The organism is Bartonella machadoae, from assembly GCF_022559585.1.
Taxonomy (GTDB): Bacteria; Pseudomonadota; Alphaproteobacteria; order Rhizobiales; family Rhizobiaceae; genus Bartonella; species Bartonella machadoae.
This window is the reverse complement of record NZ_CP087114.1, coordinates 1,318,304-1,332,276: the sequence shown is the minus strand read 5'-3', so window position 1 is coordinate 1,332,276 and position 13,973 is coordinate 1,318,304. Positions and strand designations below refer to the sequence as shown.

Sequence of the window (13,973 nt, the reverse complement as noted above, 5' to 3'; positions counted from 1 at the left end):
GGGGAGGTGGTTAAGAGGCTTCTTTAGGTAAAAATTCAAAATGAACGGGTTTAAAACCAGTTAAGTCATAATCCGTGAGATCAGCAGTATCAACAAAGTTTTCTGCTTCTTCATCTGTCTTAAACACCGGCATTTGTTTTAATTGAGAGGTTTTCATAAACTTAACTTTTCTTTTAGTGTATATAGATTAAAATTTTAAAGTTTAGAGGAAATATATCTGTTTAAACTTACACCATTTTCAGCAGCTTGAATTGCGAGCTTCCTATGGAGTTCTGGTGGTATTCTTAATTGGAACTTACCACTATATTTACCATGTGACAAAGGCACAGGAATTTCTTCTCCATTGTGTTGCATGTCCTCAATAACTTCTGAAACGAGATCCATAATACCTTTTAAAGCTTTCTCTGCTTGAACATCTAACCATGAAAGGGATGGGAATTCTGCACACAAACCAACATATTCCTTATCTTCTTGCGACCACAAAACACGATATGTATAATGATTATTGTTCATGTTTTATCCTTTCTATCGCTTGTAAGACTTGCTTGACCTGATAAGCTTTTGCTTTGTTGCCAGTATCTTTTTGAATATTCACACGGGGGTCCCCAAGCCACGGCGTTTTAAAAACAAAGTGACTTGTTGTAGCTTGCCACTAGGTTTTGCATAATTTGACACTGGGTTTTGCAGCAATTCATTTTTTTTCACAGAGCTTTTAAGCGGTTCTCAGAGAAGCTTTAAGAGGTATCTAGAGCCGCTTTCATGAGTCTTATTTTTATTGGCTCAGAATCGCAATTTGAGGCGATTCATCTTTTCCAACAATCCCCTTATTTGATATCTAAAATCTGTAAGATATGCATGTAGAGAGCAGTAAATTTTGTATCATTTGCATCATATTTTGTAAAAATAACTTCATTTTCAAAGGATTTTCATTTTTTTAAAGAGCTCTCAAAGGGTTTTCAAAGGCCTTTCAAAGGTCATTTATTGCCCCTTTTATGCATGTTTTTCTCTTATGATTTTCTTTATAGATCACTAAAACGTGTAAAATCAGATTGGAAAGCAAGAGGGACAGTGCCTGTGGGACCATGGCGTTGTTTGGCGATAATCACTTCAGCTTGCCCCCTCACCTGATCCATCTTCTCTTGCCATTTGACAGATTCAACGCTGCCCTCCTTTGGCTGTTCATTTTTTAAGTAATATTCTTCACGATAGACAAACAAAACAATATCAGCATCTTGTTCAATCGAACCAGATTCACGCAAATCAGAAAGTTGTGGGCGTTTATCGGTGCGATTTTCAACTTGCCGTGAAAGCTGTGAAAGAGCAATGATAGGAATATTTAGCTCTTTTGCTAATGCCTTAAGACCCATGGTAATGGCTGTAATCTCTTGCACACGGCTGTCTGAAGAACGTTTGGAATGCCCCGTTATTAACTGGATATAATCAATAATCAACACATCCAAACCATGTTGCCGTTTGAGGCGCCTTGCACGCGCTGCCAATTGAGCAACGGACAGACCACCCGTTTGATCGATATAAAGCGGGGCTTTTTGAAGGGAACGTGTCATGTGGATGAGTTTAGTAAATTGCTGTTCTGAGAGATTGCCCCGCCTAATATCAGAAGAAGAGACCTCCGTTTGCTCAGAAATAATGCGGGTTGCTAGCTGCTCTGAGGACATTTCCAAGGAGAAGAATCCAACGATACCTCCTTCATTGTTTTGTGTTTTGTCATCACGCTTGTAAGCATTGGCAATGTTAAAGGCAATGTTGGTTGCAAGAGAGGTTTTCCCCATACCGGGGCGACCAGCGAGAATAATAAGATCAGATTTTTGTAACCCTCCCATTTTCTCATCAAGGGTTTTGATATGGGTTGCGATTCCTGAAAGTCTTGAGGAACGCTTTATAGCAGCACTTGCCATTTCAAGCGCTTTTGTGAGAGCGCCTGCAAAATTTTCAAATCCACCGCCATATTTTCCCTTTTCTGCCAATTCAAACAACTGCTGTTCAATCCTTTCAATCTGTTGTGAGGGCTTCAGTTCTACAGGAGCATCAAAGGCTTTATTAACAATTTCATTGCCAAGATTAATCAAACAGCGTCGAAGGAAAAGATCATAAATAATCCGCCCATAATCTTGCGCATTAATGATGGTGACGGCTTCTTTAGCGAGACGTACAACGTAATGAAAGACAGTGATTTCACCAATCTTTTCTTCTGCTGGAAGAAAGGGTTTCATGGTCACGGGATTGGCAAGTTTTCCCTTATGGATCATCTGTGAGGCAATCGCAAAGATCTTTTGATGCAAGGGTTCAAAAAAATGGGATGCTTTAAGAAAGTCCGAAACGCAATCAAGCGCATCATTGCTTATGAGAATTGCCCCGAGCAAAGCTTGTTCCGCTTCAAGATTGTGTGGGACCTCTCGAAATGAAGAGAGCATGTTATCCCTTTGATTTTCTTGTGCACGGCATTCTACGAGGTTGACTTTTCCCATGGCTGTTTTCCCTTCTCTGGTGCTTCTAAGGTGATTTCTGTAGTATAGCCACTTTGTTTCTCATAGCGGTGGGTCACGGTTGCAGCTTTCCATGGACCATTGATTTGCTCACGGAACCCTTGCAAAAGGAGAGGTTGATCGGCCATGATTTCTGGACGCCCTTCTAAAACCAAAGAACCACTGCCCATGCTACGGCACAGCCGGTCTGATTCTGATGCGGCAGCAGCTAAAGCTTCCTCTCTGCAAGGATAGCAACCACGCAAACGCCGTGTGGGACCTTTGAGGTTTGTGCGATATTTGACAGATAGCTGTTTACCTTGCGAGCGATCAAAGTACGTTGATTCAACGCTGCCATATTGGGTGCGTGGCTCGAGGGTAAATTCCCAACTGGAACAATCATGCTTGGCAAGAGTGAGGGGCGGTAAATTGTTGCCGCTTAAAAATAAAAATTTATTGTCTTTGATTAAAAAACGTGCCTGCATACGCTCTGCAAGGCGGGTTAAAAAATCAATTGTCGATTGATCAGTGCGCACCACATAAGGCAAGGTTTTGCTATAAAATTCTTGGTCGACTTTGGCTTGATAACCATGGCGCTTGGCTAAGCTTTCAACAATCTCACCAATGGTTTTATTGTCAAAATGCTCACTTGCTTGTTCTTTGAGTTCGCCACGCATTGAAGCGCTTTTGCCGCAAAGGTGTAAAACCTCTCCATCACTGCCCCCGATACTGACAACAGATTCAACAACAAAACGCCCCATAACCGCACTGATGCTGTCCTGATAACCAAACAGCACCTGCAGAGTACTGTTCTTTTGTGGAACCTCTAAATCATTGTCCCTATCATCAAACTCCGCTTCAAAACGATCGGCTTCATTGCCGGCATGATCGGTAATGGTGGCGCTAAGAAGACGCTGGTAAAAAACCTCATGGACGGGTTTGTCTCCAACCTTAACCTCGATAAAAGGATATGTCCGCCTTAATCCCATAACCGCTTCACTCTGCTTTGAGGAGGAACAAAGACAAATTCAGGCAAAGTGATCTCTAAACCCCGTGGCAAAACAGCACCATATTGGGCAATCCCTGGATTGGCTCTCAAGGTGGCTTCTAAATAGCCCTCTACGAATCCAGCCTGTTGACGGTCTCCCAACACCGCCATGGCATGTTGAAAGCAAATCAGATCGAGGCTCATATCTTCTAACTCTACAACAACGTGCTTTGCTGGTAGCTTCATAGCTGTTGTCCCTCTTGGAAATATCCTTGTGGTTTGCCCCCATCAAAAAAGGGCAACAGACTGATGGAATAACGGATACGCTGCGATTGACCAGAGCGACTGATATAATCGTGGTCTTTCGTGATGGAGGTAATCACCACGGGACCATGGAATATGGCACTATAACTCATATCATTGACCCAACGAAGCATCTGCACCGGTTTTGCTGCTCGTATGGTCATGGTGAGTGCATCAATGGCTATACGATCACCAAACTCTTCTGGAAACCACACGCCATGGATGGTTTTGGCATCATTGCCATAGCCGGTAAATTGCAAGCTGGGGGCTTTGCCAAAACGCTCCATAGACACCCATGAGGCGGAGAACTCTTCTTCAAAGGATTGGAAATTCAGCCAATCGACATAAAATTGATGCGGACCTAGCATCATCAAAGGATCTTTCATTTTCCTCCTCCCCTCATTGTTTTCCCTCCCCTTATTCTGTGCCGCCATGCAAGGCATTGGCTTTTGCCCGTTGGAGGGCATGACTTACCGCACGGCCGGTAGCAAGAGGATCACGCGCCCCATTGACATGCACGGTGACATTTTGATGGTGATAAACGGATGCGCTCTGCTTGCTTTTGTCCGTTGCCTGCGTTGTCACAGGGCTGGTTTGCGGGTGACCGGCAAATTGTACAATCGGCTGCAAAGCTGTTTTGCCACCAAGCCAACTGGGCAAATGAAACATGTTGGAGATATCAATCGAACCAATCCATCCTTTGATGCGACCGGATAAGGATTTAAAAAAATCAGCCAACTTTGTGATGGAGGACATAAAGCCATCGACAATCCCATTGGCAAGATCTTCTCCAGCCTGTTCCATACCCGCCTTGGCTTCTTCTGAGAGCTTTTCGCGAGCAAAAAAACTGCTCAACCAGCTCCAAAAGCTGGAGAGACTTTGCTTAAAACCCTCCCAGACATTACCAAACCATTGGGATATAGCGACAAGCCCCTGTTTGAACTTTTGCCAAGCTTGAGAAAAGTCAAAAGCAGCAGAAAGGGTATTTTTCCACTTGGTGATGGTTGCGGTATCAGCACCAAAAAAGCGCATGACAGCTTCAAAGATACGGCCAAAAGCGTGGACCAGCCCGCGAGCAAAACCTTTGACAAAAGAAGAAAACCGGTCCCAATATTTCCACAAGGCAAAACAAGCAGCCATGATCACTGCAACAACAGCGGCAATGAGCGCCCCTATCGGGGTAAAAACAGCACCAACAACAGAAGCAATGCCAGCAGCCACCACTTCTATCACTGTGCCAACCCAGCCAAATGTAGCTGCAAAGGCGGAACTCAAGACCATAAGCCCGCGAAAGCCTGCCACCAACAAAGTCATGGGTCGCAAGAGACGAAGCGTGCTCCCACCAAGAGTTGCCGCCATGATTCCCAAAGAGCGCCCTGAAGCGATTAAGCTGCGCCAATTGGTTTTAAGGACACGACTCACAGTACCAATTTTGATCAAAGAGCCCATCAATTGAAGCAAACCAAGCCGTGTGCCAGCCATGGTAAAGCGCAACACCCGCAGAGCAATATTAAAAGCCATCAAGGCGGCAATGGTTTTGACAATCGCACTGGTTAAGGCGGGATGGGCATTGGCCCATGCCATCAAGCCATTGATAAAATTGCCAACACTGGCCATCAAATTGTTGACATGGGGCAACAACACGTTGCCAATGGTAATGCCCAAAGCCACGATGCGGTTTTGCAAAAGTTCAAATTGCCGGATGGCACCAGTTGCTTGTTTATCCGCTTCTTGCTCTACGGAGCCTTTAAAAACTTTGGGGTCTTTAACAAATTCGAGCGCTTGGCTTAACAATTCTGGATTGCCAACCAATTTGGCAAAGTCACCGGTAAAATCGCGCCCAGCAATGGCAATCAGGGAACGCATACCCTGTTCGGATTTGGCTAAAACATCAAAAAAGCGCACTAACGTGCCGGTTGCATCTTTGTCGATGTCTTGGAGAAACTTTTGCCGTGACAGCCCAATATTGACAAAAGCATCTTCAATATGTTTGCCCCCTGCCTGAATACGCGAACTCATGGCATTAAAACCACGCGCCGCACTCTCAGGGACAATCCCCGCAGAAATCATCGCGGTACCAAAAGCAGCCGTTTCACGGGCAGTGAGCTTAAACATGGTGGCAGCACCGGTGGCACGATTGGTAAAATCAGACACTTCACTGGCTTTAGCCGCCATATGGTTGGAGAGATGGTTGATGGCATCGCCTAACTCTTCAATGCCTGTCTGATTGAGTTTGAAGACATTGCGCAATTTGGCAAAGCGTTCACCAATCTGGTCCCCCGTCATATCAAAAGCCACAGCCGCTTTGGCAGCGTAAAGACTAAAAGCTTCGAGATCTTGCTCGCCAATCCCCGCTTGGCTGGCACTGGTCATCAGTTCCAAAACCTCACGTGCAGCAAGCGGGATTTTGGTTGAGGTCTCAAGAGCAAAGCGGCGCAATTCCTTTAAGCGATGCAGAGGCGCATCAAGAACCTTTTCCAAGCCCTTCATCGATTGATCAAATTGCATGGCCTTATAGAGGGGGGCAATCAAGGTTGCGGTTTGGGCAATTGCCCCCACCATGCGCCCTCGCGCTTGGATAAAAGCCATTTCAGCATTCTTGGTTGCATCCTCAAGATGTTGAGGATCAAACCAATTTTTAAAGTGTTGTCGTGTCTTGTTTTGCAAATGGGCAACATCGGCACTAAAGGCTTGCAAATCGCGCTTGGCAGAGGCTATCCCTTCTTGCAGATGATTGACAAAACGCACAACAAGGGAAACATCCATAACAGCTCCTATTCCAACATCTGCTGTTCATATTCTTGGGATTTCAAGCGTGCTAATTCATTGCGATAAAAAATGACATCCAGCCAATCCATCTGGTTGATCTCTAAAGCCGACCAACGAAAATGAAGCGCTAATTCGGCTCCAAATTGTCCAGCATAAGGGATTGGCGTCCCATAAAAAAAGCAAAAAAAGCCTTCAAGATTGCCATCATATCAACAGTATCAATCCGATCAATCAGTTCAACCGTTTCATGGGACATATCCGCCAAAAGCGCTGTAATGCCTTCTGTCGCCTCATTGGTGAATAAAACTTGCGAAAGCTTGACAAGCAGAACATCATTGGAGAGCGTTTTCTGCTTGCCAATTTCTGGAGCCAGCAATTGTGTCAATTGCGGTCCAATCAGCACTGCCAATTGCTTGGCATGTTTGAAGGTGGGGCGATAAAAGGTTAATTTATTGCGTGTTGCTTGCTTACCATCACTGTCTGATATAAGCAGCGGCACTTGCAATTCCACAGCAATGCTTGTTTGTAAATTTGTCATCATAGTTTCCTATAAATTGAGGATAGAGCGCCTGCGCCCACCAATATCCTGCCCATTGCGCACAAGCCAACCACCCCGTTTAAATGAAAAGCGATGCAAAACAGCACCATCCCAATATTCGCTATAGTCCCAAATATTCTTAATCTCACAATCATAGCCCGTCGCTTTTCCAGCAGTAAGACCCTCGCTATCGACTTTGACCAAGCGCCCTGTGACATCAATGGAATGTTCATGCTCGCGCCCATCTTCTTCAGACACCACATGTTTTTTGCCAGTAAATTTATGACGAAGACCAGGGGGACCAGCAAAGATACCGATAACTTCGGGGGTATGACTGCGGATCTTCATTTGCAAGCTTAAAGCTTTCACACCAAGACCGCTCACATCAATTTGCATATCAGAACCGCCTGGTTGATAGGTTTCGGTGAGTTCTTCTAAGGTGGGCAGTTTGAGTGTTTCAAGATCAAGATGAAGATTGACATCATCATCAACAATCAGGGTAAAACCACGAACAATCCGTAAAGTCATGCTTCACTCCTTGCTGCTTTGCGATAGCTCTCTAGCGTATCGCCAAATTGATAGGTCATTTTCTTTTGGATGTCTTCAGCCAATCGGTCAAAATAAGCGCCATTGCGCCGGCTCCCAAAACTTAAATCTTCTAGAGGAGGCACTTCTTCGGCATCAAATTCAACCCGCAGCTTGCCCAATTGCAAAGTGCTATTGGAATTCAAATCACGATCAAACCAAACACGTCCACCAAGCAGGGCACCACGAGCAATCATATCATCAAGAAACTGCGTGAGACTTCTCGTAATGGCAATGACATGTTGACCGGTCAAATTCTCATCATTGGCAAAAGGGCGGAAACTATTGATGATGGTCTTTTCCAGTGCTGCACGGGTGCGCACCACATTGACAAAGCGCCAAAGCGGATCAGAAGATGTGGTATGATTGCCCCATAAAATCCGTCCATTGGCAGCCATTTGACCTTGCGCATTTTGGCTAAGCCGTGCCGGAATAAAGGTAGCAATATCGGCTTGGTTAAGACGATTTGCCTCATGATCGATTTCGCCATCAAAATAGCTAATGGGGCGCGCTGTGCCTAAAATGCCATGTACATCTTGGTTTGAAGGCGACCAAAAAACACCCCCCTTTTGCTTATCGCGTTTGATAAACATCGCTGCGGCAAAGGGACTTGCCGGTTTAATACAATAACCACCCTCACCGTTTGCCACCCGTACAAAGGGGTCAATCAAATAACAAAAGCGTGAGGAAAAATCAGCGCGATAAGCAAGGCTTTCTTCGGTGTTTTTGCCCCCTGTGTCAAAAACCGCAATTGCTTGCAGCTTTTCGGCAACCTGTTCTAGCGCATCAGCCACAGGGTTTTTACCATTGTCAAGGCGCCCTGCACTATAAGCTGGTGCCAACAAAATTCCAGGTTCAACCCCTAAATGCCCACGTGCATGGGTCAAAGCATGAACACCGGTTAAGGCAGCATTGGACCCTACCATTTCGGCTTGTGTTTCAGAAATTGTCGACTTTTCTTCTACCCGCACAAGGATAATTTTGGCCTCAACCCCTTGCGCGCATACAGCATGAATCACATCAAGAGCTGTGCCCCTTTGCCCCAGCTTTTGGATTTTCTCTGTTTCATGGGTAAAAACCAAAACAGGCTCGTTTACCGGATAAATTTGTCCATCAGCATCAGGGGCTGTAACAACCGCGCCAATCGCCGTCTGATCAAATGTTGCCAACGGTCTAGAGCTTTCACCAGCCTCAACAATGCGGATACCATGATTAAATTCTGTTGCCATCTTGCGCTCCAAATCAATAAAGCAACAATAACAACAAGGATCAAACCGCATAAGACTGACACTGTCAGTCAAAAAATTCCTTTAAAAAGGCTTTGAAACCCCTTTGAAAAGGACTTTAAAAGAAAATGATATAGCTTAAGCTATCACACAATAAGCGTGCGTCAAACCATTCGATTATTTTTGATACAAGAGCTTGCATCCAACAATGTTGGTTATAATCTATTCTCAACAATTATACTAAGCTTGTTCATCTTTCTCTTATCGTTCTTTCATAGATTCTACCGCTGCGTCTGTCTTAGCCCTTTCAGAAGACAAAGAATTGTTTTCTTCATCAATAATGGGAGGAGAGAACACCCCATCTTTATAAGTCCAACCAATTTGCGCTTCATTTGAGGCAATTGCCTCTCCCTCAGACAAATGAACATAATTTTCTGAGGCAACGATAATATTTGTTACCACACCCTTTTCAACAACTGCATATTCCATAAAAAGCTCCTATATAAAAAATCTCAATAAGATTGCTCCGTCGCCACCGTCACCGCCAATTTTACTGCCATCCTTTCCACGAAAATATCCACCGCCACCGCCACCACCGTTAGCTCCGTAATCACCACCATTACCTCCCCCGTTATTGCCACCATAACCGCCTTTGCCATTCTTTTTGCCACCGCCGCCGCCACCGCCGCCGCCATAAATACTGTTTCCACCATTGTCGCCATTGATATCGGAGTTGTTGCCGCCTGCACCACCTAATCCACCAGAAAAAATAAAACTTTCATTTTTCATAGCCGCATCGCTTTTTTTCCAAGTGCCACCGCCTATACCGCCTAACCCGCCTTTGCCACCATTGCCGAGAGAGCCATAGGCATTATAATAGCCACCAGGGGTGTTGTCATTGCCACCACCATAACCACCACCACCAGCACAAATAATTCCTTTAATAATTGTGTATCCACCATGATTTCCGTTGCTTCTGCCACCTTTTCCTCCCCTACCAATTTGAACTGTTTTCGCTTTTTTTAGATCGGCTCCCTTAATTTTAACACGTGCATATTGAGCACCTCCACCACCACCTCCACCGTTATTATTATTTCCACCATCACCTCCGCCGCCTCCACCGCCACCCCAAGCACATACTTCAATTTCTGTGTTATCGGTCATACCTTCAGGAAACGGGATAGTGCCGCTTTCTGTCATGAGGATTTCGACAGGTTTTTTGTTCAATGAAGCCACCAATTTATCTATTTCACTTTTCGTATAAACAGCTTCACCATCAACTTTGAGTGGTCCTTTGAGCTTGCTTCCCGTTGCAGTTAAACTTGTCACAACTCTACCATTTTGGATGAGGTTCAAGGACGAGTTTCCCGAAAGCTCTAAGCTATCACCAATGGTGACTTTGCTGGTAAACTTATTGTAATTTTGCCATTCATTGGCTTGCGCTAAGCGCCCATAGCTTGTCAGATCTTCATTAATCTTAGCTCTAAACGCATCAAGACCGACAATATCTTCAATTTTGTGTTGGTGCGCTCCAAGAAGGGAGACAGCACTGCCAAAGGTAAAATGATTGTTGCTTGCTTTATAGAGAACATAATTGTTAGCAGCGTCCTTAGCGCCCTCGATATCGCCCAAATCGGTTAAAGTGAAGGTTTTATCTGCTGCCATTTTGCCTTTGAGGGCTGCTTCAAGATCTGTAACATCCCCTATGCTATGCGTGTGTTTTGCAGGGGCTTTTTCATCTAGCTTTTCCTCAACTTCCATGATGGCTTGATCAATTTTTGTCAAGTTCTCACGCAAAATAGGGAATTCAGAACTGATAAAACGCCCTTCTTTAGGCAATTCCATTGCAAGCTTTTTGCTTTTTGTCATTTCCATTCTCCAAATTTTCCAAATCTCTCAAGCAGTCTAAAATCCCATCTCTCAAAGCGAAGGGGCATCACAAGATGCCAGCACCAAAATCACGCAGCATTGACCGTGCGCAAGGTCCACCGGTTAGCGTGAGTTTCAAGCGCGCTTGCTTTGCTGTTTGGTCGTGACTGACAAATTTTCGCTCTGTCCAAAGGGGTTCCATAAGCTGTTCTGTTTCCTCTAAGGTGAGGGGGGTAAAAGCACCATCATCCAGTTGCATCTCGAGGGTGAATGTGGAGCCGCCTGGTAAAAAGGTCTTGATATAGCTGGTCAATCTTGCCTTCTCACCAAAGGCAAAAGCACGGGTGACATAGGTTGCTGTGTTATGGATCTTGCCGGCAATCAACTGAATGGGAGCAAACAGAACCGGTGAGAGTTTCTCCGTGCCTTTAAGAATAGCACGTAATCGAACTGTTTCACTGATATATTCGGTAAGACTGAGCAATTGAAAGGGTAAGAGTTGATAAATTGTGCCGTTGTTTCTTTCAATTTCAAAGATCACCGAACAATCACTAGAAGGCAATTCAACCGCGCTACGGATTTGTAAATCAGAACAGTCAACAAGATCAAATGTGCCAAGATCTATGGTTTTTGTTGTTTGTCTGTAGCGAGCTGCCAAGACACGAAAAGCCAAAGCCTCATCTTGATGGGCACTCCATGTTTGCGCATTGACAGAGGAAAAACGAGGACCGGTCACATAAGGGTGGCTTGAGACAAATCTTTGCTGTTCTTCATCAAAATCGCCAAGCTTTGCCAAAGAGAGAGAATGATCACTATCATCGGTTTTAATGACAAAAGCCGTTAAGCGGTCATTGGGCACGAGGAGTGGGACAGCATAGCGTGCCTGTGCCCATCCGGTTTTTGCCCCCTTCATGGAATAAAAACTTTGTGCTTGGATATTGGCGGTGGGATAGCCGTTTTCGGTTGTCACCAAATCAATCACCAGATCATGATTGGGATTGCCAATTTTGCAAAGATGAAAGTCAATACCGGTGATTTGCCGTGTTTCTTCTGGTGTAAAGACTTGCGCTTGCGGGTCCACTTGCGTCCAGATCTTGACTGTTGTGGTGTGCCGCATCACTTTCACATCAATAACACCTTGTCCGGTAAAGAGACCTGTTGCAAGGGTTCCCCCTTTGCCTCGTGCCACAACACTTTTTGTACCGGCAGGAATATTTTCAGGGATCTTGAAACTGCCTTCCAAAATGCCAGTGCTATTGGCAGCAAGGCGGTTCGCTGGCATGACACTTACACCATCAAAGGTGAGACTGTCTAAAATTTCTCCCTTGCCAAAACCTTCAATTTTAAAGCCAAGGGTAATTTGTCTTAAGAAATCGATTTGTTCTTGATGCGTATTGATGAGATCATCACGCACTTCTGTGTTACGGATAGTGCTACCACGGTTCCATCCCATGTTTAGTTGATTGGTGACACTTGAGAGCCAATCGGTGCGCTGGACATGCCAAAAATCTGTTGCGGGTGTGAGAGTTACTCTACCAGTCAGAGGAGCAAAGTTTTGATAGGGGTTGATTTTTTCGCAAGCGGTTGTCAATTCTTGGGCAATGATCACTTCATTGGTCCAGTCAAGGGTGACAGGAGCCTTTAAAGGGGCGGTGTAAAAGGTTGGATCAATAGCCAGCTGTAAAATGCCATTGCCGACAGCCCCTGTTTGCGTGAACCCTTCATCTCTGTAAGTATCATCAAGGAACGGGTCAGCAAACATGCCTTTTTTGGCAACGGGCTCTTTAGAGTCAACATTGCTTTTAATGCGCTCTAATTGCATCAAGCGATCAAGGGAGAGCACCCGTTGAAAATAACGCCACATCTCATCATAGGGGGCAACACGCGTGCCATCATTGACCACAAGCGGGGTATCCAACCAACTGTTGGTGATGGTGGCAAGGGACAACACATCCTCAGGAACGCTGGGCGCCATGGGATGATCAGCGGAGATTCCTTTGATATAGACAACCGTGCCTTGTGTATTAAGCCCTATACGGTCAATACGGGGCAATTTGTAGGTGTAACTGACAATGATATCCCCTCCTTGCGCACCCCCTGAGACAGTGATTTCCTGTGCCGTGACCTTATCGGCGGTCACTTGTGCACGATAGCGATAGGTTACCGTGTAACTGCTGCCAGGACGCGGTTCATCTCCCACCGGTGCCCAGTCAATGGTATCACCGGTCTTTTTAAAATCCGTTCCTTCTTTGAATTCCTTGTCGCCTTGCACAACTTTGAGAAAAGAGGTGATGCTTTTATCGGGAACACCATCACGCCCAGCAACGACCGCACCGCGTGTAACTGTAACGGTTTTTTCTTTTGTCAACAAAAGAGAGTGGATATCGGCAATGGGAGCATAATAACTTTTAAAGGTAAAGCTTGTTGTGCCTTTTTGCGGGGCAAAAATATGGGTTTCACTAGGCACAACGCTTGTCGAAAACTCTTCTTTCTCTTCATGGCGCAAAGCAGCAAGGCGCTTGCGCTTAAAGCCATTGATATTGGCTTCTCCTTCTTGAATGCTAAACACTTGGCAACCATTGTTTGGTCCCAGAGCCGTCACCCGGCATCCATTGACGATATAATGACCATGGGCACGGTCATAAGTAGCAATGGCTTGCATGGCGGGTTCCAGCAATGAGGGGGACTTTTGATCAATCAAAATGCCATCTTGTAAGATATAAACAGGAAAGAACGTGCCTTGCTGCCCATCCTCTTTGAGTGCCCAAACAAGCTTTGCTGTTTCGCGTGCCGCACCGGGCTCTCCTTCTGCCAAGGTGCCGGGAACTTGCCCCAACAACTCTGGATCATCCTCATGGGTAATCCATGTTTTTTGCAACTTCACACCGATTTCAAGACGCCCAACCATAGAAACAGCATTCAGAACCGCTTGTGAGACCGGAAAGATATCGCCTGCGATATAGATTTTGCCCTCTGTTAAAGTAACGCTCTTCGCGTCTTTATTGACAAAGGCATCTGCCCGTTCAACACGGTCTCCCTCTTTAGCAACCAGACGCCCCAAACGGTCATGGCGCCCCCTGATGATGGTTTGCATCTCATTGAGTTCACCACTTTGGATAAAGGGACGTTGCCCATAAAAGACAACGCTTTGTTGGTCGTCTTTGCCGCAAGATCTGTCAATTGCAAAGGGTAAACCACTTTCATGCTTCATG

Annotated in this window: 13 protein-coding genes; all 13 read right to left on the bottom strand. The window is 45.4% G+C overall.

What is annotated here, in order from left to right:
* Positions 1–10: 10 nt before the first annotated feature.
* The 13 genes from LNM86_RS06460 to LNM86_RS06400 all read right to left on the bottom strand — a co-directional run bounded on the left by LNM86_RS06460 (position 11) and on the right by LNM86_RS06400 (position 13,972).
* The gene (locus LNM86_RS06460; protein ID WP_241438179.1) at positions 11–157 is read right to left on the bottom strand and encodes a CopG family antitoxin; all 147 of its coding nucleotides are present in this window, start codon (positions 155–157) and stop codon (positions 11–13) included.
* A 38-nt stretch (positions 158–195) separates the two neighbouring features.
* Entirely contained in the window at positions 196–513 is a 318-nt protein-coding gene (locus tag LNM86_RS06455) for a type II toxin-antitoxin system HicB family antitoxin (RefSeq protein WP_241438015.1), read from the bottom strand.
* Between the two features lie 506 nt (positions 514–1,019).
* Complete coding sequence (locus LNM86_RS06450; RefSeq protein ID WP_241438840.1) at positions 1,020–2,486, bottom strand: replicative DNA helicase; 1,467 nt, start codon at positions 2,484–2,486, stop codon at positions 1,020–1,022.
* Positions 2,465–3,472 carry a phage late control D family protein gene (locus LNM86_RS06445; protein ID WP_241438621.1) on the bottom strand — a complete coding sequence of 336 codons (1,008 nt, stop codon included), beginning with the start codon at positions 3,470–3,472 and terminating at the stop codon, positions 2,465–2,467. Before LNM86_RS06445 ends, LNM86_RS06450 begins: the two co-directional genes overlap by 22 nt.
* Positions 3,463–3,717: a tail protein X gene (locus LNM86_RS06440; protein ID WP_241438620.1), complete on the bottom strand. Its 255-nt coding sequence runs from the start codon at positions 3,715–3,717 to the stop codon at positions 3,463–3,465. The genes LNM86_RS06445 and LNM86_RS06440 overlap by 10 nt, the downstream gene beginning before the upstream one ends.
* Positions 3,714–4,160, bottom strand: coding sequence for a phage tail protein (locus LNM86_RS06435; RefSeq protein ID WP_241437160.1), 447 nt, complete (start codon positions 4,158–4,160; stop codon positions 3,714–3,716). Before LNM86_RS06435 ends, LNM86_RS06440 begins: the two co-directional genes overlap by 4 nt.
* A 31-nt stretch (positions 4,161–4,191) precedes the next feature.
* Positions 4,192–6,540 carry a phage tail tape measure protein gene (locus LNM86_RS06430; protein ID WP_241438619.1) on the bottom strand — a complete coding sequence of 783 codons (2,349 nt, stop codon included), beginning with the start codon at positions 6,538–6,540 and terminating at the stop codon, positions 4,192–4,194.
* Between the two features lie 130 nt (positions 6,541–6,670).
* On the bottom strand, positions 6,671–7,081 hold the full coding sequence (locus LNM86_RS06425; protein WP_241437162.1) for a hypothetical protein: 411 nt from the start codon (positions 7,079–7,081) through the stop codon (positions 6,671–6,673).
* 9 nt (positions 7,082–7,090) lie between these two features.
* A complete protein-coding gene (locus LNM86_RS06420) occupies positions 7,091–7,609 on the bottom strand; it encodes a phage major tail tube protein (RefSeq protein WP_241437163.1) in 519 nt (172 codons plus the stop codon).
* Positions 7,606–8,895 carry a phage tail sheath C-terminal domain-containing protein gene (locus tag LNM86_RS06415; RefSeq protein WP_241438919.1) on the bottom strand — a complete coding sequence of 430 codons (1,290 nt, stop codon included), beginning with the start codon at positions 8,893–8,895 and terminating at the stop codon, positions 7,606–7,608. Before LNM86_RS06415 ends, LNM86_RS06420 begins: the two co-directional genes overlap by 4 nt.
* A gap of 258 nt (positions 8,896–9,153) precedes the next feature.
* Positions 9,154–9,381, bottom strand: coding sequence for a hypothetical protein (locus LNM86_RS06410; protein ID WP_241438618.1), 228 nt, complete (start codon positions 9,379–9,381; stop codon positions 9,154–9,156).
* A gap of 9 nt (positions 9,382–9,390) precedes the next feature.
* Positions 9,391–10,761 (bottom strand): Bgr_08870 family protein, encoded by a 1,371-nt coding sequence (locus LNM86_RS06405; protein WP_241438617.1) that lies wholly within the window; start codon positions 10,759–10,761, stop codon positions 9,391–9,393.
* A 67-nt stretch (positions 10,762–10,828) separates the two neighbouring features.
* A complete protein-coding gene (locus LNM86_RS06400) occupies positions 10,829–13,972 on the bottom strand; it encodes a DUF4815 domain-containing protein (RefSeq protein WP_241438616.1) in 3,144 nt (1,047 codons plus the stop codon).
* Position 13,973 lies beyond the last annotated feature (1 nt).

Excerpts from the sequence above, each read along its gene's own strand:
- LNM86_RS06455 (WP_241438015.1), bottom strand. The coding sequence starts at position 513 with ATGAACAATAATCATTATACATATCGTGTTTTGTGGTCGCAAGAAGAT.
- LNM86_RS06400 (WP_241438616.1), bottom strand. The coding sequence starts at position 13,972 with ATGAAGCATGAAAGTGGTTTACCCTTTGCAATTGACAGATCTTGCGGC.
- LNM86_RS06435 (WP_241437160.1), bottom strand. The coding sequence starts at position 4,160 with ATGAAAGATCCTTTGATGATGCTAGGTCCGCATCAATTTTATGTCGAT.
- LNM86_RS06460 (WP_241438179.1), bottom strand. The coding sequence starts at position 157 with ATGAAAACCTCTCAATTAAAACAAATGCCGGTGTTTAAGACAGATGAA.
- LNM86_RS06420 (WP_241437163.1), bottom strand. The coding sequence starts at position 7,609 with ATGACTTTACGGATTGTTCGTGGTTTTACCCTGATTGTTGATGATGAT.
- LNM86_RS06410 (WP_241438618.1), bottom strand. The coding sequence starts at position 9,381 with ATGGAATATGCAGTTGTTGAAAAGGGTGTGGTAACAAATATTATCGTT.
- LNM86_RS06440 (WP_241438620.1), bottom strand. The coding sequence starts at position 3,717 with ATGAAGCTACCAGCAAAGCACGTTGTTGTAGAGTTAGAAGATATGAGC.
- LNM86_RS06450 (WP_241438840.1), bottom strand. The coding sequence starts at position 2,486 with ATGGGAAAAGTCAACCTCGTAGAATGCCGTGCACAAGAAAATCAAAGG.
- LNM86_RS06415 (WP_241438919.1), bottom strand. The coding sequence starts at position 8,895 with ATGGCAACAGAATTTAATCATGGTATCCGCATTGTTGAGGCTGGTGAA.
- LNM86_RS06430 (WP_241438619.1), bottom strand. The coding sequence starts at position 6,540 with ATGGATGTTTCCCTTGTTGTGCGTTTTGTCAATCATCTGCAAGAAGGG.
- LNM86_RS06425 (WP_241437162.1), bottom strand. The coding sequence starts at position 7,081 with ATGACAAATTTACAAACAAGCATTGCTGTGGAATTGCAAGTGCCGCTG.
- LNM86_RS06405 (WP_241438617.1), bottom strand. The coding sequence starts at position 10,761 with ATGACAAAAAGCAAAAAGCTTGCAATGGAATTGCCTAAAGAAGGGCGT.
- LNM86_RS06445 (WP_241438621.1), bottom strand. The coding sequence starts at position 3,472 with ATGGGATTAAGGCGGACATATCCTTTTATCGAGGTTAAGGTTGGAGAC.